The 21,537-nt window shown below is 58.2% G+C and carries 22 protein-coding genes; 14 read left to right on the top strand and 8 right to left on the bottom strand.

Annotated elements, in window-relative coordinates:
- Positions 1–19: 19 nt before the first annotated feature.
- The 7 genes from Q1K31_RS05285 to Q1K31_RS05255 all read left to right on the top strand — a co-directional run bounded on the left by Q1K31_RS05285 (position 20) and on the right by Q1K31_RS05255 (position 7,521).
- Positions 20–445, top strand: a complete 426-nt coding sequence (locus Q1K31_RS05285) for a CopD family protein (protein ID WP_300377473.1) — start codon at positions 20–22, stop codon at positions 443–445.
- 140 nt (positions 446–585) lie between these two features.
- Positions 586–1,887 (top strand): transcription termination factor Rho, encoded by a 1,302-nt coding sequence (gene rho, locus Q1K31_RS05280; RefSeq protein WP_300377471.1) that lies wholly within the window; start codon positions 586–588, stop codon positions 1,885–1,887.
- Between the two features lie 3 nt (positions 1,888–1,890).
- A complete protein-coding gene (gene mnmE, locus Q1K31_RS05275) occupies positions 1,891–3,216 on the top strand; it encodes a tRNA uridine-5-carboxymethylaminomethyl(34) synthesis GTPase MnmE (protein WP_300377469.1) in 1,326 nt (441 codons plus the stop codon).
- A gap of 76 nt (positions 3,217–3,292) precedes the next feature.
- On the top strand, positions 3,293–5,170 hold the full coding sequence (gene mnmG / locus Q1K31_RS05270) for a tRNA uridine-5-carboxymethylaminomethyl(34) synthesis enzyme MnmG (protein WP_300377467.1): 1,878 nt from the start codon (positions 3,293–3,295) through the stop codon (positions 5,168–5,170).
- 2 nt (positions 5,171–5,172) lie between these two features.
- On the top strand, positions 5,173–5,790 hold the full coding sequence (gene rsmG, locus Q1K31_RS05265) for a 16S rRNA (guanine(527)-N(7))-methyltransferase RsmG (protein WP_300377465.1): 618 nt from the start codon (positions 5,173–5,175) through the stop codon (positions 5,788–5,790).
- Positions 5,783–6,601 carry a ParA family protein gene (locus tag Q1K31_RS05260; protein ID WP_300377463.1) on the top strand — a complete coding sequence of 273 codons (819 nt, stop codon included), beginning with the start codon at positions 5,783–5,785 and terminating at the stop codon, positions 6,599–6,601. Before rsmG ends, Q1K31_RS05260 begins: the two co-directional genes overlap by 8 nt.
- Positions 6,601–7,521 (top strand): ParB/RepB/Spo0J family partition protein, encoded by a 921-nt coding sequence (locus Q1K31_RS05255; protein ID WP_300377461.1) that lies wholly within the window; start codon positions 6,601–6,603, stop codon positions 7,519–7,521. The genes Q1K31_RS05260 and Q1K31_RS05255 overlap by 1 nt, the downstream gene beginning before the upstream one ends.
- Here the strand turns inward: Q1K31_RS05255 and holA are convergent.
- From holA to Q1K31_RS05235, 4 genes are read right to left on the bottom strand one after another with little or no spacing between them, the layout of a single operon-like run.
- On the bottom strand, positions 7,499–8,551 hold the full coding sequence (holA, locus tag Q1K31_RS05250; protein ID WP_300377459.1) for a DNA polymerase III subunit delta: 1,053 nt from the start codon (positions 8,549–8,551) through the stop codon (positions 7,499–7,501). The two genes, Q1K31_RS05255 and holA, sit on opposite strands and share 23 nt — an antisense overlap.
- The gene (gene lptE / locus Q1K31_RS05245) at positions 8,548–9,030 is read right to left on the bottom strand and encodes an LPS assembly lipoprotein LptE (RefSeq protein WP_300377457.1); all 483 of its coding nucleotides are present in this window, start codon (positions 9,028–9,030) and stop codon (positions 8,548–8,550) included. Before lptE ends, holA begins: the two co-directional genes overlap by 4 nt.
- Positions 9,027–11,588, bottom strand: coding sequence for a leucine--tRNA ligase (gene leuS, locus Q1K31_RS05240; protein WP_300377455.1), 2,562 nt, complete (start codon positions 11,586–11,588; stop codon positions 9,027–9,029). The genes lptE and leuS overlap by 4 nt, the downstream gene beginning before the upstream one ends.
- Positions 11,589–11,621: 33 nt before the next feature.
- Complete coding sequence (locus Q1K31_RS05235; RefSeq protein WP_300377453.1) at positions 11,622–12,050, bottom strand: DUF3576 domain-containing protein; 429 nt, start codon at positions 12,048–12,050, stop codon at positions 11,622–11,624.
- Between the two features lie 117 nt (positions 12,051–12,167).
- Between Q1K31_RS05235 and Q1K31_RS05230 the strand changes: the two genes are divergently transcribed.
- Positions 12,168–13,328 carry a porin gene (locus tag Q1K31_RS05230; protein WP_300378259.1) on the top strand — a complete coding sequence of 387 codons (1,161 nt, stop codon included), beginning with the start codon at positions 12,168–12,170 and terminating at the stop codon, positions 13,326–13,328.
- 47 nt (positions 13,329–13,375) lie between these two features.
- Positions 13,376–13,816 carry an NtrZ family periplasmic regulatory protein gene (locus Q1K31_RS05225; protein ID WP_300377451.1) on the top strand — a complete coding sequence of 147 codons (441 nt, stop codon included), beginning with the start codon at positions 13,376–13,378 and terminating at the stop codon, positions 13,814–13,816.
- Here the strand turns inward: Q1K31_RS05225 and Q1K31_RS05220 are convergent.
- Positions 13,813–14,436 carry a thiamine phosphate synthase gene (locus Q1K31_RS05220; protein WP_300377449.1) on the bottom strand — a complete coding sequence of 208 codons (624 nt, stop codon included), beginning with the start codon at positions 14,434–14,436 and terminating at the stop codon, positions 13,813–13,815. The genes Q1K31_RS05225 and Q1K31_RS05220 overlap by 4 nt on opposite strands.
- Between Q1K31_RS05220 and Q1K31_RS05215 the strand changes: the two genes are divergently transcribed.
- Positions 14,435–15,103 carry a YggS family pyridoxal phosphate-dependent enzyme gene (locus tag Q1K31_RS05215; protein WP_300377447.1) on the top strand — a complete coding sequence of 223 codons (669 nt, stop codon included), beginning with the start codon at positions 14,435–14,437 and terminating at the stop codon, positions 15,101–15,103. The genes Q1K31_RS05220 and Q1K31_RS05215 overlap by 2 nt on opposite strands.
- Here Q1K31_RS05215 and Q1K31_RS05210 read toward each other — a convergent pair.
- Entirely contained in the window at positions 15,100–15,609 is a 510-nt protein-coding gene (locus Q1K31_RS05210; protein WP_300377445.1) for a L,D-transpeptidase family protein, read from the bottom strand. The genes Q1K31_RS05215 and Q1K31_RS05210 overlap by 4 nt on opposite strands.
- Positions 15,610–15,710: 101 nt before the next feature.
- On the opposite strand from Q1K31_RS05210, the gene Q1K31_RS05205 reads away from it, so the two are divergent.
- Positions 15,711–16,400: a response regulator transcription factor gene (locus Q1K31_RS05205; RefSeq protein WP_300377443.1), complete on the top strand. Its 690-nt coding sequence runs from the start codon at positions 15,711–15,713 to the stop codon at positions 16,398–16,400.
- Here the strand turns inward: Q1K31_RS05205 and Q1K31_RS05200 are convergent.
- On the bottom strand, positions 16,397–17,209 hold the full coding sequence (locus Q1K31_RS05200) for an exodeoxyribonuclease III (RefSeq protein ID WP_300377442.1): 813 nt from the start codon (positions 17,207–17,209) through the stop codon (positions 16,397–16,399). The genes Q1K31_RS05205 and Q1K31_RS05200 overlap by 4 nt on opposite strands.
- 58 nt (positions 17,210–17,267) lie before the next feature.
- Entirely contained in the window at positions 17,268–18,137 is an 870-nt protein-coding gene (locus Q1K31_RS05195) for a DUF3108 domain-containing protein (RefSeq protein ID WP_300377441.1), read from the bottom strand.
- A gap of 215 nt (positions 18,138–18,352) precedes the next feature.
- Between Q1K31_RS05195 and rpmB the strand changes: the two genes are divergently transcribed.
- The 3 genes from rpmB to cobS all read left to right on the top strand — a co-directional run bounded on the left by rpmB (position 18,353) and on the right by cobS (position 21,537).
- On the top strand, positions 18,353–18,646 hold the full coding sequence (gene rpmB, locus Q1K31_RS05190) for a 50S ribosomal protein L28 (RefSeq protein WP_300377440.1): 294 nt from the start codon (positions 18,353–18,355) through the stop codon (positions 18,644–18,646).
- Positions 18,647–18,771: 125 nt separating this feature from the next.
- Positions 18,772–20,466: an amidohydrolase gene (locus tag Q1K31_RS05185; RefSeq protein WP_300377439.1), complete on the top strand. Its 1,695-nt coding sequence runs from the start codon at positions 18,772–18,774 to the stop codon at positions 20,464–20,466.
- A gap of 87 nt (positions 20,467–20,553) precedes the next feature.
- Positions 20,554–21,537, top strand: a complete 984-nt coding sequence (cobS, locus tag Q1K31_RS05180) for a cobaltochelatase subunit CobS (RefSeq protein WP_300377438.1) — start codon at positions 20,554–20,556, stop codon at positions 21,535–21,537.

The following is a 21,537-nucleotide window of genomic DNA, read 5'->3' as shown; positions in this document are numbered from 1 at the left end:
CGAACAGGGAGGCGCTATCGTGTTGTATAACTGGCTTATAGCTTTCCATCTCATCTTTGTTGTCGCGTTCATGGCCGGGATGCTTGTCTTTCCGCGTTACAAGCTGCATCAGCTGAAATCGGCGCCGGGAGAAGAGCTCTTCGAGGCCATGAAAAGCGCGTCCAACAAGCTGCGCAAGATCATCCTCAATCCTTCCATAATCCTGGTCTGGGTTCTGGGAATTTCACTGGTGGTGTCGAATACGGCACTCCTGTCGGCCGGATGGTTTCACGTGAAACTCCTCTTTGTCCTGATCCTGACCGGGCTACACGGCTATTTCATAAGCCTTGGCAAGAAAATCGACCGGGGCGAAAAGGTGTCTGCCGGACGGTTAAAGCTTATGAACGAGCTTCCATTCGTTCTGTTGATCGTGATTGTGGTCATGGTCATTGTGCGTCCTTTCTAACGCTGGTGAACATGTCTTGACGGATCGGCTGTTGAAGCGCATAAGCTGGCGCATAAATTCCCGGCCCGTCCTGGGCTGACGCGAATCTCCCAGATATTATCTCCCGTCACGATGACGGGTTCAGTCTATCCCGAGCTCCCATGTCCGACATTGTTATTGAATCCGAAAACGGCACCGATCGTCACGTCTATCTTCGTGACCTGAAAGCCAAGAGTCCGACCGAACTTCTCGCTTATGCGGAAAGCCTCGAAGTTGAAAACGCATCTTCGCTTCGGACGCAGGACATGCTCTACGCAATCCTTCGTGAGCTGGCAGAGCGTGACATCACGATCATCGGGCGCGGTGTCCTTGAAGTCCTGAATGACGGCTTCGGCTTCATGCGCTCGCCGGAATCAAACTACCTGCCGGGCCCGGACGATATTTACGTCAATCCGAAGCTGCTCAAGCAGGCTGGCCTGAAAACCGGTGATACGGTCGAGGGGCCAATCAAGGAGCCGGGCGAAGGCGAACGGTACTTCGCGCTGATGAGTGTGAATGGCGTGAACTTCGAAGCCCCGGACAAGGCGCGCCAGAAAGTCCATTTCGACAACCTGGTTCCCCTTTATCCGGAACAGCGCCTGCATATGGAAACGAATGATCCGACGAAGAAGGATCGTTCAGGTCGTGTCATCGACATTGTTTCGCCCATCGGCAAGGGACAGCGCGCCCTGATTGTTGCGCCTCCGCGGACGGGTAAGACGGTTCTGCTTCAGAATATTGCTGCATCCATCGAGGAAAATCATCCGGAATGCTACCTGATCGTTCTTCTGATTGATGAGCGCCCGGAAGAAGTCACCGACATGAAGCGTTCGGTGAAAGGCGAGGTGATCTCCTCGACCTTCGATGAACCGGCGACTCGTCACGTGTCGGTTGCTGAGATGGTTATCGAAAAAGCCAAACGGCTTGCAGAGCATGGCCGTGATGTCGTGATCCTGCTCGACTCGATTACGCGCCTTGGCCGCGCTTACAACACAACAGTGCCAAGCTCCGGCAAGGTGCTGACAGGCGGTGTCGATGCGAACGCGCTGCAACGTCCGAAACGCTTCTTTGGTGCAGCACGCAATATCGAGAACGGTGGATCGCTCACCATTATTGCGACAGCGCTGATCGAAACCGGTTCACGTATGGACGAAGTGATCTTCGAGGAATTCAAGGGCACGGGTAACTCCGAAATCGTCCTGGACCGCAAGATTGCAGACAAGCGCGTGTTCCCGGCAATCGACATCATGAAGTCCGGTACGCGGAAAGAGGAACTCATCACGCCGAAGGAACAGTTGCAGAAGATCTATATCCTGCGGCGTATCCTCAACCCGATGGGGACATCGGATGCGGTCGACTTCCTGCTCGATAAACTCCGTCAGACAAAAACAAATGACGAGTTCTTCGAGGCAATGAAGAACTAGGCTATGGACGGCGCGCGCGATACCATCTGCGCGCTTGCCTCCGGGCTGCCGCCGTCAGCTATTGCGATTGTCCGCATTAGCGGGAGCCAGGTGCGCGACATCTGCGGTTCGATGCTCGAAGGAGGGGTGCCGAAACCACGGCACGCCACATTTGGCAGATTTCTCGACGTTTCACGTGAAACAATCGATGAAGGCCTCGCGATTTTTATGCCGGGGCCAAATTCCTACACCGGTGAAGATACGGTGGAGCTGTACCTTCACGGCGGGGCGGCCGTTATAGAGCACGCGCTGGATACGATTTGTGGATTTGAATCGACGCGACTGGCTGAACCGGGGGAGTTCACGCGCCGGGCCTTCGAAAATAGCCGGTTGGACCTGGTGGAAGCAGAAGGCGTTGCCGATCTGATCGACGCGGAAACCCGGGCACAGAAGTCCCTAGCGCTGGACCAACTGGCTGGACGCTTGTCAGGACAGTATGCGAAATGGCGGTCCGGCCTGGTAGAGGCGCTTGCCTTGCTTGAGGTCAGTATCGATTTTCCGGATGAAGAAGATGCGCCGGACGATACGGATCATCCGGTACGCCAGCAGCTTCTTGTGATTTCAGATAGCCTCGAAGCGGCTTTGGCTGATGACGAGATCGGTGAGCGCATACGTGAAGGGTTTCACATTGCGATCGTCGGACCCCCGAATGCGGGCAAGTCGTCAGTACTAAATCGACTGGCGCGGCGCGAGGCGGCAATCGTTTCAGATATTCCCGGAACCACGCGCGACATTGTCGAAGTGCGCTTGAAGATCGGGGGGCAGATCGCGTGGGTGGCCGATACAGCTGGATTGCGCGAGGCGGGCGACGCAATTGAGGCAGAAGGGGTCAAGCGGGCCCACGCACGAGCGGCGTCTGCAGATTTGCGGATCCAGCTGCGGTCGAGCGATACCGAAGGGGATTTTTCGGGTGTCTCGGATGAGGATATCTGTGTCCTGAACAAATCAGACCTGTCGACGAGTCATGATATTGCAAGCGGTGTTCTCGTTATTTCCGCGGCGACGGGAGACGGCTTTGAAGTTCTTGAAGAGCGGATAGCAGAGGTCATCCGTAAAAAAGCCGGCAGGGCAGGGGCGCCCATGATTACGCGGCGCCGCCATAGGCTGGCTCTAGAAAACGCACTGTTTCACGTGAAACAGGCGCTCGACCTCCAGGCGCGCGGCGGTGGTGCTGAGCTTGTCGCCGAAGACGTACGGCTCGCTGCGCGCCAGTTGTCCACGCTGGTCGGTGAGATCGGTGTGGAAGAAATACTGGGTGCCGTCTTCAGTTCCTTCTGTATCGGCAAATGAATCCGGCCCCTGTGTTTTAACGGGCAGATAGTGTATAGGCACGCTTTCATCCAGATGAGTGAAGGACGGAGCGCAAATGCCGGGTGCATTTGATTTCGATGTTATTGTCGTGGGCGGCGGTCATGCCGGGTGCGAGGCAGCGGCGGCGGCCGCGCGCACAGGGGCAAAGACTGCGCTGATTACACATAAACTTGCCACGATTGGCGAGATGTCGTGCAATCCGGCCATCGGGGGGCTCGGCAAGGGACATCTGGTACGTGAAATTGACGCGCTGGATGGCCTGATGGGGCGTATGGCTGATAAGTCAGGCATACAGTTCAGACTTCTCAACCGTTCCAAAGGCCCGGCCGTACGTGGCCCGCGCGCACAGATTGACCGCAGGCTGTATCGTGAAGCGATGCAGGCTGAGCTATCCGGTTATGAAAATCTGAGCCTGATCGAGGATGGTGTCGAAGACCTTATCGTCGAGAAGGAGAGAACGGCAGGCGTGGTCGGGCTTTCCGGGAGTGCTTACAGGGCGCAAGCCGTAGTGATTACGACCGGAACTTTCCTGAAAGGTATTATCCACCGGGGTGAAGAACGTATCGAGGCAGGCCGTATCGGCGAGGCGCCAGCAATTGGCCTATCGGACCGGCTTTATAGTCTCAATCTTCCCATGGGCCGGTTAAAGACGGGTACGCCAGCACGGCTGGACGGCAGCACGATTGACTGGGACAGGCTGGAAATGCAGCCTGCAGATGAGCAGCCTGTGCCATTCTCTTTCATGAACTCGCAGATCGATGTGCCCCAGCTTGCCTGTGGCATAACATTCACGAACGCGGCCACTCATGAAATCATTGCTGATAATCTGAACAAGTCCGCGGTCTATTCTGGCGCGATTGCGGGAAAGGGCCCGCGATATTGCCCGTCAATTGAAGACAAGGTCTACAGGTTTGCCGAAAAAACGCGGCACCAGATATTTCTCGAGCCTGAAGGACTTGACGACACTACGGTGTATCCGAATGGGATCTCGACATCTCTACCCGTGGAGGTCCAGGAAGCTTTTGTCCGGACCATTGAGGGCCTGGAAAATGTTCGCATTATCCAGCCGGGATATGCAATCGAGTATGACTATGTGGACCCACGGGCCTTGTCTCACGGGCTGGAAGTAAAGGCGCTAGCCGGGCTGTACCTTGCCGGCCAGATAAATGGCACGACGGGGTATGAGGAGGCGGGCGCGCAGGGTCTCGTTGCCGGACTGAACGCGGCGCGGAAGGTTGCAGGAAAAGAAGCGGCCGTATTTGACAGGGCGGAAGCCTATATTGGCGTGCTTATTGATGACCTTGTCACGCATGGAGTCAGTGAACCGTACCGGATGTTCACATCTCGGGCGGAATACAGGCTGGCTTTGCGCGCCGATAATGCCGATCAGCGGTTGACCTATCGTGGCGTTGAGCTCGGGCTGGTCCGAAGTGATCGGCGAGAGATGTTTCACGTGAAACACCAAAGTCTTGAAGCTGGACGTGATCGCCTGAAAACCCTTGTTCTCACGCCGAACGAAGCGGCCCAGCACGGCTGGAAGGTCAATCAGGACGGGCAACGGCGTAGCGCCTGGGACTATCTCGCATACCCGGATATTTCCTTCGAGCAGGTGGCGGCGGCATTTCCCGAGCTGGAAAAAATACCGTTTGCTCATCGCGCACAGCTTGTCATTGAGGCAACCTATTCCGGTTACCTAGAGCGTCAGAAGGCTGACGTTGAAGCGCTGCGCCGCGATGAAGCGCTCGAGATTCCGTCCGACCTCGACTACGGGGCCATTGGCAGTTTGTCGAATGAGGCCCGGTCGAAACTGGAAACGGTGCGTCCGGCAACACTGGGGCAGGCCGGGCGTATAGAGGGCGTCACGCCTGGTGCTCTCCTGTCATTGCTGTCGCATGTGAAGCGGCGCAAGTCTCCTCAGCGTGCCGCGAGTTAAGCATGACGGAAAACGAGGCCAAGGCCAGACTATCGGATCTTTTTGTTTCACGTGAAACGCTGAGCCGTATAGAGAGCTATGTCGAATTGCTTGATGATTGGCGGCGCAAGCTCAACCTGATCGGACCCAGGGAGATGGAGCATATCTGGGCGCGCCATGTGCTCGATTGTGCGCAAATCATACCGCATGTCACACAGGATGCACGTATTCTGGATATTGGAACCGGCGCGGGGCTACCGGGTCTTGTCCTGGCCTGTAACAGTGCGGCGGACGGGCATGTTTCCATGGTGGAATCTGTTGGCAAGAAATGCGCTTTCCTTGCGGCGGTGGTCACGGAACTCGGGCTGCCGGCGACAATTCACAACAAACGGGTTGAAGCTATCGAGCCGAAACCTGTCGATTACGTGACGGCCAGAGCCTTGGCGCCATTGCCGAAATTACTCGGGTATACAGAAAGCTGGATTTCACGTGGCGCAACGGGACTCTTTTTCAAAGGCGAACACTGGCGAGATGAATTGACGGAGGCGCAGGAATGCTGGACTCTCGCCTATGAAGCGATTCCAAGCCTCACCAGTGAAGGCGGTATCATTCTGAAGATCATGGAGGCGAAACGTGTCTGATTCCAGAACCCGTATTCTGGCAGTGGCTAATCAGAAAGGCGGCGTAGGCAAGACGACGACCTCCATCAATCTCGGGACAGCCCTGGCTGCGGTTGGCCGCAGGGTTCTGGTCGTTGATTTCGACGCGCAGGGGAATGCCTCTACCGGTCTCGGCATCATGCGGGCTGACCGGAAGCTGACAAGCTATGATGTCGTGGTGGACAGGGTCTCGCTCGACCAGGCAATTTTGCCGACATTGGTGCCGCGTCTCGAAATTGTACCAGGCGATGAGAACCTGTCTGGTGTTGAGACCGAGCTGGCCGAGGATCCTCGAAGATCATACAGGTTACGGGACGCTATACGTGGTTATGTCGCCAGGGTCGCGCAAGATGCGGACAGGCGCTACGACTTTATCCTTATCGATTGCCCGCCATCGCTTTCATCCCTGACTATCAATGCGATGACGGCCGCAGATGCACTCCTTGTTCCGCTGCAATGCGAGTTCCTGGCGCTGGAGGGTCTGAGCCAGCTCTTGCGGACGGTCGAGGTTGTCCGGTCTGGCCTTAACCCAGACCTGGATATTCAGGGGATTGTGCTCACCATGTATGACAAGCGAAATAACTTGTCTGACCAGGTAGCTGATGAGGTGCGCGAAGTTCTGGGCACAAAGGTCTACAAGACAGTTATTCCGCGCAATGTCCGCCTGTCAGAAGCACCGAGCTTCGGAAAGCCGGCACTGTTGTATGATTACCGTTGTCCGGGAAGCGAGGCCTATATTCGTCTCGCTTCTGAAATGCTCCAGCGTGAGCGCGCAAGACTGGTGGAGGCGTGATGTCTTCGGATCCGAAATCCAGACCGAGCCGTCTGGGCCGTGGGCTTTCTGCTCTTATCGGGGAGGTCGAGGGTGCAAGCTCCTCATCCCAGGACACGTCTGAAGGGCAGCCGCCAGTCGCGGAGGCGTCCACAATTCCGGTCGCCAACATAAAGCCGAATCCGCAGCAGCCGCGCCGCTATTTTGCCGAGGCTGACCTGAAAGAGCTGGCTGAATCCATTCGCACCAAGGGCGTGTTGCAGGCTATCCTTGTGCGGCCTGATCCAAAGGATGAAGGCAAGTACCAGATCATTGCGGGTGAACGGCGCTGGCGGGCGGCAAAGCAGGCCGGCCTGAAGGAAATCCCGGCCACGATCCGCGAGCTGGACGAGCTGGAGCTGCTGGAGATCGGAATTATCGAGAACGTGCAGCGCACGGATCTCAACCCCATTGAGGAAGCTGAAGCTTATGGCGCGCTGATGAAGCGCTTTGGGCGGACGCAGGAGGGCTTGGCTGAAAGTGTGGGCAAGAGCCGGGCGCATATCGCAAATACAATCCGCCTGTTGAACCTTTCCGAGACATCGCGGACGCATCTTCGGGAAGGGCGTATTACCGCAGGCCATGCCAGGGCCGCTCTCGGTGCGGCGGACCCGGATGCCGTTGTGTCCATGGCGGTTCAGAAGCAGATGAGCGTTCGCGAGGTTGAAAAGCTCGTCAAGAATGCGCGGGACGAAGGCTCGCTCGATGCGATCGCAAAACGCGTGGACGCGGGCGCAAAGGATGTCGATACAGAAGCTCTCGAGGCAGACCTTGCGCGCAGCCTGGGTCTTGATGTGGATATACGCCACAAGTCGTCCGGCGGGGAATTACGTATAAAATACAAGGATTTGGAGCAGCTAGACGATCTTTGCAGGCGGCTTACTGCGCGCCGCGCGTCCTAGGCCGGCCAGACGCTGACTTCAATACATTCAGGAGAAGCACGCGCACTGACGCGTCGGCAGCATTGCCGGCTTCCTTGGCACGGATTTCATGGTCGTGTACCGCCGCGAGCAGACGATTGAGGGCGGGGGCCGACCAGCGGTCCATGCGGGAGCGAAATGCAGGCCACTCTGATTGCCAGACTGGCGGGCGCAGTTTCATACCGATATTTCCACTTGTACCGGCAAGACCACGTGCCTGAAGCAGCCGCTTAACCTCCAGTTCGAGCAGGCGCAGAATGCTGATCGCCGATGTGCCGGACTCAGAGACGCGGTGGTACTCGTTCAGGCATGCCTCCCTGTCACCGTCCAGCGCAGCATGAATCATGTCCCTGAGGCTGGTGTCGGCATCGGTAAGAGAAAGTCTGTTTACGTCATCAAGCGAAATGGGACGACCGAGACCCCGACCAAAAAGCGCCAGTTTATCGGTTTCCTGATTGGCCAGGCCTCGATGCCCGGGAAGGTTTGCGGCAAACCGGTCGAGCGCATCAAGATCTATGGCAATCCCATCGGTATCAAGACGGGCCTGTATCAGTTCGCGTACGGAGTGATCGCTGTCGGCGAAGACATGAATGGCGGCGGATAGGCGGGCGGATTCGAGACCTGCCCGGAGTTTTGAGCGTTTGTTGAGTCCGCTGCAGAGGATCAGTAGCCGATTCTGAAAAGGGCTTTGAGACTGGTCGGCCTGTTCGACAAGGCCAAGTATGGCTTTGGATATCTTTTCACCAGACGTCCGAACACGGATAATATCCGTCTCTCCAAGCAGAGAGCCTGTCTCAATACGTTCATTTAGCAGATGAGGCTCACGCCGGATATCGTCATCGTTCAGTGTGAGCACCTTCGCTCCGCCTGCTGCAGAAGCTGACCAGGCCTTGGCGATGCTGTCGGCCGTATCGCTTACGACCCCGTCATCATCGCCAAATACGAGCATGCACCATAGGGCGGGATCGGGTTTGCGGAGATGTCCTGACAGAGCGGCAGGCTTGATAATCATCCGCTATTTTGTGCCTGTATTCGAAGCTGGTCAACGATCTTACGGGAAAGTTCGGTCATGGCGCGATCAGCGGCGTAAGACTGCGCAGAAACATCTGTATACGGCGTAAGCGTGGCTGCGAATGGCACCTGCACATCGGCGTCACCCCGCAGAACGACACCACCCGTTTCGAGCGAGTAGCGACCGCTGGCAGTGTAGAATGAGCGCGATACGGCACCATCAGGCAACAGGCTGGCGCGGGTAATGTCCTCACTTAGAGTAATGGTGAGAATGGCATCGCTCTCGACACCCGGAAGGCCGGTGGCAAGCTCCCGCAGCAGTTCCTGGCGGAGCATGTATCCCGAGCGGCCATCGATTTCAGTGATGCTTATGTTCTGAGCGGTCATGCCGCCAAGTCCAGACTGCCCGGCATAGAGCGGACGGAAGCCACAGGCGGTCAGCAGAAGCGAGCCGAGCAGGAGGGCAATGACGTGTTTCATGTTGCCACGATATTCACGATACGGCCCGGCACGACAATAACTTTCTTGACCTCCTTGCCAGAAAGGAAGGCTTCAATGTCTGGATTCGTCAGAGCGATGCGCTCTATGTCTCTGGTCTCTGCGCTCTTTTCGACATCAATCTGCGCCCGGCGCTTGCCGTTCACCTGTATCGGCAGCGTGACCTTGTCGTCCTCCATAATCGCAGGGTCGGACTCCGGCCATGATGTGCTGGAGATGAAAGTGTCTTCACCGAGCATGGCCCAGCACTCTTCGGCAAGGTGCGGCATGAAGGGGGTCAGGCAGACGGCCAGCATCCGGGCACTTGCCCGCCGGGTATCGGGTGTCTCATCTGTGGCATTCTCTGCCTTTTTGAGCGTATTGACCCAGTCATGGCAGGTGGCGATGGCCGCGTTGAAGCGGAATTCACGGATGGCCTTGTCGATCGCGGCAGCAGCCCGGTGGGAGCTCTTTATGAGGGGTGTGACCTGAGGGGCAGCATCGCTGGCCTGATCTTCACCCAAACCGGAAAAAATCGTCCAGACACGCTGCACGAAGCGGGCGGCTCCCTCCACGCCGGACTGTGTCCACTCGACATCACGCTCTGGCGGGCTGTCTGAAAGAACGAACCAACGTGCTGTATCCGCCCCGAATGTTGCGATGATCTCATCGGGATCGACAACATTCTTTTTTGACTTGGACATTTTCTCGATCGGCCCGGCTGTGACCGGTTCACCTGAATCGACGAGGAAAAGATTATCGCCGCGGCGTTCGACATCCACGGGTTCGACCCACTTGCCATCAGGGCCCTTGTAGGTCTCGTGAGTGACCATGCCTTGCGTGAACAGCCCGGAAAAAGGCTCACCAGAGGGCAGGTCGATCTCGCCGATATCGCGCAGGGCACGGGCGACAAAACGCGAATAGAGAAGGTGCAGCACGGCGTGTTCGACCCCGCCGACATATTGATCGACAGGCAGCCAGTAACTGCGCTCTTCCGGATCGTTCGTGCTGGCGAAGCGGGCATAATACCAGGAAGAATCGACGAAGGTGTCGAGCGTATCGGTTTCGCGTATGGCCGGCTTGCCGCAGGAGGGGCAGGCGACGTGCTTCCAGTCCGGGTGGTGGGCCAGGGGGTTGCCCGGCTTGTCGAAGCTCACATCGCGAGGAAGTGTGACCGGTAGGTCGGCTTCCGGGACGGGCACAGCGCCGCAACTGTCGCAATGGATAACAGGGATCGGACAGCCCCAATAGCGTTGACGCGAAACGCCCCAGTCGCGCAGGCGGTAATTAACCGTCCCGCTGCCCAGGTCCATATCTTCGATACGGGAGATCGCGGCCGACTTGGCCGCCTCGATTTCGAGCCCGTCGAGAAACTGCGAATTGAAGATCGTGCCAGGACCGACATAGGCTTCCTGATCGACAGCAAAGCTGTCCGGTTCCGCATCGGAGGGAAGTACGACGGGGCGTACGGCCAGATCGTACTTTCGTGCGAAATCGAGATCGCGCTGGTCATGCGCAGGGCAGGCAAAGATTGCGCCCGTACCATATCCCATGAGCACGAAATTGGCCGTCCAGACCGGCAGGGTCAGTGTCTCATCGAACGGATGCGTGACGCGCAGGCCGGTGTCGACGCCGATTTTTTCGGCCTTTTCAATGGCTTCCTCGCTCGTGCCGATGCGGGCGCAAGCTGTGCGGAAGTCTGCAATCTCAGAATTATTTTCTGCCAGCTGTATGGTCAGGGGGTGGTCAGGCGACAGAGCGATGAAGCTGGCACCTAATAGTGTGTCGGGGCGTGTCGTGAAGATTTCTATGCCGTCGCTGTATCCTGCGGGCGCTTTGCCCTCGAACGGAAAGCGCATCTGGAGGCCCTCGGAGCGCCCGATCCAGTTGGCCTGCATGATGCGGACCTTTTCAGGCCATTCATCAAGCGTGTCGATACCTTCAAGGAGCGCATCGGCATACTGGGTGATCTTGAGGAACCATTGCGTCAGTTCGCGCTGCTCGACGTCTGCGCCGCTGCGCCAGCCCTTGCCATCGATGACCTGCTCGTTGGCCAGGACGGTATTGTCGACAGGATCCCAGTTTACCTTGCTTGCCTTGCGGTAGACCAGGCCAGCTTCGAGCATTTTCAGGAAGATGCGCTGCTGTTCGCCGTAGTAATCTTCGTCGCAGGTGGCGAATTCACGGCTCCAGTCGAGGGTCAGGCCGAGCTTGTCGAGCTGGGCGCGCATCGCGTCGATATTCTTGTAGGTCCAGTCGCCGGGATGCGTGCCACGCTCGATGGCGGCATTCTCCGCAGGCAGGCCGAATGCGTCCCAACCCATCGGATGAAGCACGTTGTGGCCGTGTGCGCGCCTGTGACGGGCGACGACATCGCCCATGGCGTAGTTGCGCACATGCCCCATATGGATGCGTCCGGATGGATAGGGAAACATCTCCAGGACGTAGGATTTTGGCCTGTCGCCAGCTTCGTCCGGCCCGAGCGCACGAAACAGGTCGGCGTCTTTCCAGGCCTGACGCCACTTTGCTTCCGCTGCCTGCGGATCATAGCGAGATGACACGGCACCCCTCCCGATTGTCTGGACTTGTACGTGCTAGCTCAGCTCGGAAGATTTAAGCACGCGAGCCCGTGTGAGGATGGCATTCTCGAGCTGGATGCCTGTCTCAGGGTCGACTGCGGCATCGACCCACTGGCCGTCCTGCTCGACCTGACGGAACACGCTGACCTTTACACCGTCGGCGCGAAGCCGGGAATCGAGGATGTAGACCGTTGCCTTGATCCGTTCGCCGGCCGCGTTTTCGTATGTCTTCCAGTCATAATTGATGATGCCGCCAACAGGATCGGCTGTGGTGAGAGGAAGCGTGTCGAGCGTGTCGAGGCTGGCACGCCAGAGATAGGGATTAACCCCGCCCTGGAAATCCTGGACAACACTGATCTCCTCATCATTGCTCCCCCCGAAGAGGCAACCTGTCAGCGCGAGGGCGCCAGCAACCGCGACGAGTGCTTGAAATGTACGCTTCATGGCCATGATCCTGTCAGCAATATCTTCTTCATCACGAGCCTGTATAGCATCTGCGACCTGCCGGACCAGTGCCGTTCTGCGGTCGCTGCCAGATTACATGGAGAGCCGGAATTGAGTATGAGCAAATATGGCATCCTTGCCGGCATGGCCGCACTGTCCAGCGCGCCCGCCATGGCGCAGTCTGCGCCTGTTACCTTTGAGTCCGACATCGAGGCGGTCACGATTGTCGGGCTGGCCGGGTCCAATAGTTCTGAAGCGGAGTTCGAGCCGTTACTTTATGAGCTCTCGCTGGATAATCGTGTCGAAAAGGTTCTTGAAAACGGCCTGCAGGTTAGTGGCAGGCTGACCATTCGCGGGCAAAGGGACAATCCGGCCCGGCCAAGTTTTCGCGGACGTTTTGACGGCCTCAATGCGCAGGAAGGCGGCTATTCCGGTCTTTCGGGCGGGCCTGGCGAGCTGAATGCTGGCGCACGTGGACGGACCGAGGCGGCCTATATCGAGCTGGACGGTGGCTATGGGGAGTTGCGCGTTGGCCGGGACCGCGGGATTGCGGCACGTTTTCATGAAGGCGCCCCATCGGTTCTCAGTCATTCAGGTATAAACAACCCCTACCTCGACCCGGCCGGCCTGAAGATATTGCGGACCAATCACGATCTGACCGGGCCCTCGGCAAAAGTAAGCTATGCAAGCCCGCGCATTCTCGGATTACGCGCGGGCGTCTCCTACACGCCTGATGCGGAAGCAGACGGGCTCGACCGGTCTGTGGAGGCGGGCCGTATGGGTCCGGACCTTTCGAATGCCGTGGAGGCGGGGCTCAATCTGTCACGACGGTTGCGAAATCCGGATGTCCGCATCGAGGCAGCGCTCGGCTGGTCGAGTGCAGAGGCGAACAGCCCTCTGCCGGGGGTCAGGGAAAAGGCCGAGACATTTTCAGCAGGTGCGGCACTGGAGTTTGAGGCCTTCGAGATCGGCGCCTCCTGGCTGTCGAGCGACAATGGTTTTGCTTCAGGCGATTACAGGGCATGGGAAGTCGGTCTCAGGAAGAATTTCGGCGAGACCGGAATTTCCTTCAACTATGGCGAGGCCGAGGATGACCTGGCGGGTCTGGACAGCCGCGCCTACAGTATCGGCGCTGCCCGTGACATCGCTGACAATCTCTCACTGGCTGTTGCGTACCAGGATGAGACACTGGATACGGTTGCGGGCACGCTTGAGGGGGCGGGGATTGTGGTAGAAATCACACTGTCAGCCGATTTCTTGGAAATATCGGCATTTTAATCTTCATTTTCGCGACTCTCGTGGCTAATTGCGCTAGTGAGGTCTTCATGAAGAAACAATGTGCATATCTTTCAGTGATTGCGGTGTGCTTGGCCGGCCCGGCCTTTGCGCAGTCGCAGGCTGTCGATATGCCGGCACCTTCAGTTTCTGAAACAGACGATGCCGAGCCCGACTGGTACCGGCAGTTCACACTGAGTTCTCCGTCCGATGAGCGGCCTATCTGGCAGAGCGGGCCAAGCAAGGAAGTCAAGCTTGCCTGGGTCAAGGGCGACAAGTGGCAACTGAGCGTGGACCTGACGTCGCGCCCCGAAGACTCCCCGCTTCCGCGGGAGGAAATGCGGGCTGGGGCAGAATTCCGCATTACACCGCGCATCAGCGTTGGTGGCTCGGTGAGTGTCGGCGCAAGCGAACTGGATGCCTCCCTGCAACAGCTGCAGGATGAAAAGATCGAAACCGGCATCCGCCTGCGTTCGGCTTTCAAATTCTAGCCAGCCGCCTCTTTCAGGCCTGAAATCGCAGCGAATCCGCTCGTTCGGGCTATTCTCTCCACATTGTCGCACGTAATGCCGCCAAGCGCGTAAACGGGCCGTCCTGCTGTGCGTGCGAGTGACCTTAGGCGGCCGGGGCCAATGGGTGCTCCAGCGCTGGGGCTTTCTGAAGGATAGACGGCAGACACCAGAATGGCATCTGCGCCAACTGTGCGAGCACGCTGCAACTCTGTAACCGAGTGGACGCTGAGCGTATTAAGGCGGACATGGCGCACTGATTCCGGTATCTTATGAGCCAGGCGGGCCGGCCAGTGTACGCCATCTGCGCCAATGGCAATTGCAAGTTCCATATCGGCACCTACTAGAATTGTCCTGTTCTGGCGCTGGCAGAGGCGCACAATGTCAGGTGCCTTTGAAAGAGCTGGCTCTTGCCCGAAATGGCGAAAAATCACGCCGACCCCCACGGGAAGACCCCGGATGGTTGAAACAGGGTCCGGTGTGCGGACAGGATCTGTCAGGAAAAAACCTGCCGGGAGACCTGAAGGCATGTGTTGCCGCGTCATGCGGACGGCATGACGGAACTTGCGGGAAGGTCTATCTCCATGCTTCATCTCTGCCATGAGTAGCACCCCTTTATCAGACACGATAGCAGGCCACCGGGCCACCATTCAGGCAGCCCTCGACAAGAGCGCATCGCAACCGGTCGAGTTGATTGCGGTTTCCAAGCGCCAGCCCGATGAGCGTATCGAGGCCGCTCTTGATTGCGGCCACCGGGTGTTTGGGGAAAACCGTGTGCAGGAAGCGCATGAGCATTGGACGCACAGACGTGAAATTAACGGGCTCAAGCTGCATCTGATCGGCCCGCTCCAGAGCAATAAGTCGGAAGACGCCGTCGCCCTGTTCGATGTCATCCAGACCGTCGACCGGCCGAAGATCGTGCGTACGCTTACGGAAGCGGCGAATAAGCTGCAGAAGTTTCCAGAGCTTTTCATACAGGTAAACACCGGCGAAGAGCCGCAGAAGTCGGGTGTATTGCCAGGCAATACAGAAGAACTGGTTGATTTGGTCAGGCAGACATACCCCGGACATCTTGCCGGGCTTATGTGCATTCCACCCGCCGAAGAGCCTGCCGGCCCGCACTTCGCGCTATTGGCCAGGCTGGCCGGGGAGAATGGCCTTTCGGCCCTGTCCATGGGCATGAGTGCGGATTATGAACTCGGCGCGCGTTTCGGCGCGACCCATGTGCGCGTTGGGAGCGCCTTTTTCGGCGCGCGCGAAACCGGCTAAGGCGCGATTTCCAGCGTGCTGCCGGGCTCGCATGTGGACAGAACGTGCTTCATGTCATCAAGCGAGATGGCGATGCAGCCTTCCGTGCCAGCATAGTTCTCCCGGGCGAGATGAAAGAATATCGCGCTTCCCGCGCCCGGTGTAACGGGATCGCGGTTGTGATCGAGCTCGACGATGATGTCGTAGATATGATCGTCCCGCCAAAGGTGTTCGCAACTGGCTGGGTAGGGCAATTGGACCGGACAGTTGTACAATGGGTCTTCGGGTGCATCACACCAGCCATCATGTAAGGTGAGGGGAACAGCGGGCAGCCCGGTTTCAGGTTTCTCCATCCGGTCAGGGCGCCAGAAGACGCGGCGCATCTCCCATATGCCCAGAGGGGAGGCCCCATCGCCTTCGCTTTTGTCCTCTGCCGCGACAATGCCACCTTTTCCAAGTGCGCATCTGCACGAAATGTCATCACCGTGGAAATGGCCTTCCGAGGTCGCCTTGAAACGAGCTGTCACGCCTGCCTCCCAAAAATGTGATATGACGCGCTGTCGAACATCTGGTGATGCACAACCCATGTATGCGGTGTGAAACCAGTTGCTGCAACTCGGAGATGGCCATGATAAGCGAGAAGACGATCCTTCTTGTCGACGATGATGAAGACCTGCGCGCTGCGCTTGCCGAACAGTTCGGGCTCCACGATGGCTTCGAGACACTTGAGGCCAGGAATGCGGGCGAAGCTCTGGAACGTACGCAAGCCGACAGGATCGATCTTGTTCTGCTGGATATCGACCTGCCTGATATGGATGGCCGCGAAGCCTGTAAGCTGATGCGTTCAAGAGGCCTTCGGGCACCTATTATCATGCTCACGGGTCAGGATACCGATGCAGATGCAATCCTCGGTCTGGAATCGGGGGCCAATGATTATGTCACCAAGCCTTTCCGGTTTTCCGTTCTGCTGGCGCGTATCCGCGCCCACCTGAGGAGTTTCGAGCAAAGCGAGGACGCCACTTTCATGCTTGGACCGTATGAGTTTCATCCGGCCATGAAGCTCCTGGTGCGCGAAGATGAGCGCAAGATCCGGCTGACAGAGAAAGAAACCAATATCCTGAAGTATCTCTACCGTGCGGGGGGCAAGTCCGTCGCGCGCGACGAGCTGCTGTCAGAGGTCTGGGGTTACAATGCGGCCGTTACGACGCATACGCTGGAGACGCATGTTTACAGACTGCGCCAGAAGATCGAGCCTGATCCGGCAAACGCGCGACTTCTGCTGACGGAAACAGGCGGCTATCGCCTGCAGGCCAGCTAGGCCCGCTTGAAAGTGGTGCTCACCGGCGCGTGATCCGAAGGTTTCCAGCCGCCGCGCCAGCCAAGGTGAATCCTGTAGCTCGAGAGCTCGACCAGACGCATCGCCGCATCGTTGGCCCAGACGTGATCAAGCCGTCGGCCCCGGTTTGAGGCAGCCCAGTCCTTCGCGCGATAGGACCACCAGGTATAAAGCTTCTGTCCGTCTTCATGCAGTTCCCGGGCGATATCCGTGAAGCCCCCGTCACTGCGGGCCTTTTCCAGCGCTTCTGTCTCGACGGGCGTGTGCGAGACAATTTTCAGCAGCTGTTTGTGGGACCAGACGTCGTTCTCGTGGGGAGCGACATTCAGATCCCCGACAAGCACACGTGGTACATCGGCAGGCGCGGCAGCATAGTCCCGCGCCATGCAGGCCAGGAAGTCCAGCTTGTGTGCGAACTTCGGATTCTTCTCGGGATCTGGCTCGTCACCCCCTGCCGGAAGGTAGATATTGTGTATCTCGAAGCCCCCGATCTTTGCGGCCTGGACGCGGGCCTGTCCTTCCCGGCAGAGGGGCAGTGCGTCCACTGGTTCTAAAGGATGGCGCGAAATGATCGCGACGCCATGATGACCGCCAGCCTGCCCAAGCACGTGATGATGGGGATAGCCTGCTTCGTTGAAGACCTTCGCCGGAAACTCGCCGGTCTGGCACTTGATTTCCTGAAGGCAGAGCACGTCAGGTGCTTCGGCCTCCAGAAAAGCCTTTATATTAGGTGCGCGCAGCCGGACGGAGTTGATGTTCCAGGTGCTGATCTTGAACTGGGAATCGGACATTCACCGCCATTAGCCCGCGCCGCCACATGCGGTCAACGCGGGTCATGCTGGGCGCAGTCTAGTTGTTGCTCGTGGCGCCCTCTGTTCCCAGGGGCTCAAGCTTCAGCTTCGAGACCTGTAGAGTCACGGTGCCGATCTTGTCGGTATCGGCACGAATTCTCACCGGCATTGTCAGGCCATTGGGCAGGGGAGCCATCCAGATACGCAGCGGGCCATCAATACCGGACAGATTGTCGGTATTGATCTCGTCCTTTTCGTAGCCTGCGACCCTGTCCATCTTGACGTAGCACTCATAGGCCTCGCCCTTGTAGCCGGCTGTCCTGATCTTCTCGAGGCCCTGGTTCTCGAAGTGCAGCCATGTGAGCTGGCGGCCATCGAAGATTTTCATCGGCGGGCCACACGGGTCTTCGCCGGTTTTACGCGGAATGAACCCGTGTCCAAGCAGCGCCGTAAGCGGGTCGCTTGCTTCCAGCTTCTGGGCCGGGGTTGCGGGTGGCTCACCGAGGCTGCCAAATGCCGGCTTGGCTGTCATGGCGACATCGTCCTCGCCATACGTCATCTCCACACGACGGTTCTTGTTACCATCATCATTCTGCGAGACGTAGGCATACGTCTCCAGATGATCGTCACGGACATAGCCGCTGGCAGAGAGGTCAAGATCGTAATTGACAAGAATGTCGGCCAGACCGGTCGTCTTCACCTTGCCCTTGATGGAATAGGTATCGGGCTGGAGGTCCATGCGGAAATTCGCCTTGCCCGTAATGGGAATGATCACCGCCCAGGCATTCGCCTTCACTTCATAGGTCAGGCGCATGGGGTCGCCATCCTTGATGCGGGTCAGCGGGGTTTCAGCGGTCGCTGTATCTGCATTCACGACGCCGCCGGCCGCCAAGGCCATGATGCTTGTCGTGACGATGAGCTTTTTCATGGTCGCACTCGATCCTTTTCGTGAGCTCCGTTTCCGGACAGCATATATATCTGGCTGACAGAATGAAGGCTGAACAGGGCTGCCATTGCTTTGCCGCAAATAAATCACGCTCCCGCCATGCATGGCAGGCTGAGACTGGTGGTTGACGTGCAAGCGATGGCGGCGTAATAGCGCCGCTTCTGTTTACTTGAACACATAGATTGAGCGAGCGCCCCATGGCACGCGAATGCGAAATTTCTGGCCTGAAGCCGATCGTCGGCAACATTGTCAGCCACTCGAACGTCAAGACCAAGCGCCGGTTTATGCCGAACCTGGTGCGGGTTACCCTTCGGTCTGATGCGCTGGAACGGTCTTTCCCGATGCGGATTGCTGCCAAAACACTGCGCACAATCGACAAGCATGGTGGCCTTGACGGATATCTCGCCAAGACACGTGATGACAAACTGTCTGCCAAGGCGCTGAAGATCAAGCGCGACATTGAAAAGCAGGCAGAGGGTGCAGAAGCCTAGGGCTTTCCGCATCAGCGCCATCAAGAATGCGTCCTTCAGGGGCGCATTTTTTTTGCCCGGTTTCAGCGTTGAGGGCGGCGGGCGAAAGGTCTAGGACCTTCAGGTGAAATCTGAAGGATGCTCCGATGACCCGACCCCTGATATTTGCTGCAGCAGTTTCTGTTGTCATGGCAGGCTGCAATGCTGCTTCCGCACCGCAAACTGCTGCGGCACCGGCGGACAATATGGCTGCGCCTGAGGGGCTAGATAAGCTCACAGTCTATACGGGCGGAACAATCTACACAGGGCTGGATGAACCCAGAACGGTCGATGCGGTCCTCGTCGATGATGCCGGGCGCATTGTCGCGACAGAGGCAACGCTCTCCCGTGACTGGAATGAGAGCGACGTTAACATCGTCGATCTGGCCGGCGATGTCATGTTTCCGGGCTTTACCGATGGCCATGCCCACCTCCTTGGTATCGGGCAGCGCGAGCTTTCCCTCGACCTGACGGGAACCGCCTCTGTCGCAGATTTGCAGGACCGTGTAGCCACCGAGGCGGCGCAGCTGCCGGATGACGCGATCATTGTCGGGCGTGGCTGGATCGAGACGGGCTGGCCGGAAGGGCGTATGCCGACCGCGGCCGATCTTGATGCTGCTGTTGGCGACCGGATTGTCATTCTTGGCCGTGCAGATGGCCACGCGCTGGTGGCCAGCACAGCCGCCCTTGAAGCGGCAGGGATCACTGACGCAACGCCGGACCCGGAAGGCGGAAAGATTGAACGCGACGCGGCAGGCAAGGCGACGGGCCTCCTGATCGACAATGCGATGGAGCCAGTCTGGGCACTGGTTTCCGAGCCAAGTGAGGAGGATATTCGTCGCGCTTACATAGAGGGTGCGAAAGTCTATGCTTCACGTGGCTGGACGGGTGTGCACAATATGTCTGTACCGCCTGCACATGCGCCGATCCTGAAGGAGCTCGACGAGCAGGGGCTGATGCCGCTACGTCTCTGGAATGCCTATGATGCGGCTGGCGCCGATATCGCCCGCGATCATGCATTCGAGACCGATACGATCCGTAACCGTGCGGTGAAGCTCTACATGGATGGCGCGCTCGGGTCGCGCGGGGCGCTGCTGATCGAGCCTTATTCGGACCGTCCCGACACGTCCGGCCTGTCCCTCACGAGCCCGGACAAGCTCGAGACCGCGATGCAGCGTGCGGACGCGGGAGACTACCAACTCGCGATTCACGCCATCGGGGACCTCGCAAACCGCAGGGTCATAGACACTTTCGCGGACCAGGGGTACGGGCCGGACAAGAGGTGGCGCATCGAACATACACAGATCGTTGCGCCTGCCGATATTCAACGGATTGCCGATCTTGGACTGATCGCGTCCATGCAGCCATCGCATGCCATCGGCGACCTGAAGTTTGCGCCCGCCCGGCTTGGCATGGCCCGGCTTGAGGGGGCCTATGCCTGGCAGGATCTGCTTGATGCCGGAGCGGTCGTTGTGGGGGGATCCGATGCGCCGGTAGAGGTGGGCTCGCCGCTGATCGAGTATTATGCCGCTGTCGCCCGTGAAGACCTTGAGGGCCAGTCCGGCGAGGGTTGGCACCCGGAACAGGCACTTTCACGTGAAAGTGCGCTGGAAATTTTCACCTCCGCGCCCGCCTATGCGGCCTTCATGACAGAGGAGCTCGGCACCATCGAAGCTGGAAAAGCCGCTGATTTTACCGTATTCGACCGCGACCTGTTGACCCTGCCTGAAGATCAGATACTCGACGCAGACGCCACAATGACAGTCGTTCAGGGTGAAATTGTCTGGAAGTCCGGCGACTGACCTTTACCTTGCGTCCCACTAGGCGCATTTCATTCGCGTGCTAGAACCCCACATGAAGCACGAGAGCGATTTCGGAGAGAAGAACATATGAGCCTGACCAGCGATACCGATGCCCTGACCGGTCTGGAGCCGACCGAGGAAATCAAGGTCCGCGACGTATTCGGCATCGATACGGATATGGTCGTCCACGGATACAAGGACAAAACGGAATACGTCCCCGAGCTTGATGAATCCTATCGTTTCGATCCCCAGACGACGATGGCCATTCTCGCGGGTTTCGAGCATAACCGCCGCGTGATGGTGCAGGGCTATCACGGCACGGGTAAGTCGACGCACATCGAGCAGGTGGCTGCGCGTCTGAACTGGCCGATGGTCCGGATCAACCTCGACAGCCATGTCAGCCGGATTGACATGGTCGGCAAGGATGCGATCGTCTTGCGTGATGGCAAGCAGGTTACGGAATTTCGTGAAGGCATCCTGCCCTGGGCGATCCAGCGGCCGGTTGCCATCACCTTCGACGAGTATGATGCTGGCCGTCCGGACGTGATGTTCGTGATCCAGCGTGTGCTCGAAGCTTCGGGCCGGCTGACGCTGCTGGACCAGAACCGTGTCATCTCGCCGAACCCCTATTTCCGCCTGTTTGCGACGACCAACACGGTCGGGCTCGGCGATACGACGGGTCTCTATCACGGCACGCAACAGCTCAACCAGGGCCAGATGGACCGCTGGAGCATCGTCACCACGCTCAACTATCTCGAGCATGACGCAGAGGTCGAGATCGTCTCGACCAAGGCGGCCGATCTCGACAAGGATCTTCTCTCACGCATGGTGCGGCTGGCTGATCTTACGCGCAACGCCTTCATGGCGGGCGATATCTCGACAGTGATGAGCCCGCGGACCGTGATCACCTGGGCGGAGAACTACAAGATCTTCGGTGATCTGGGGCACTCTTTCCGGATGACCTTCCTCAACAAGTGCGATGAGCTTGAGCGCCCGCTGGTGGCTGAAATGTATCAACGCTGCTTCGACGAGGAGCTTCCAGAAAGCGCCCTCATGGTTCGGGTCGCGTAA

This window comes from Henriciella sp. (genome assembly GCF_029936995.1).
Classification (GTDB): Bacteria; Pseudomonadota; Alphaproteobacteria; order Caulobacterales; family Hyphomonadaceae; genus Henriciella.
Note: the sequence above shows the minus strand (reverse complement) of the source record. Positions and strands in the feature narration are given on the sequence as shown.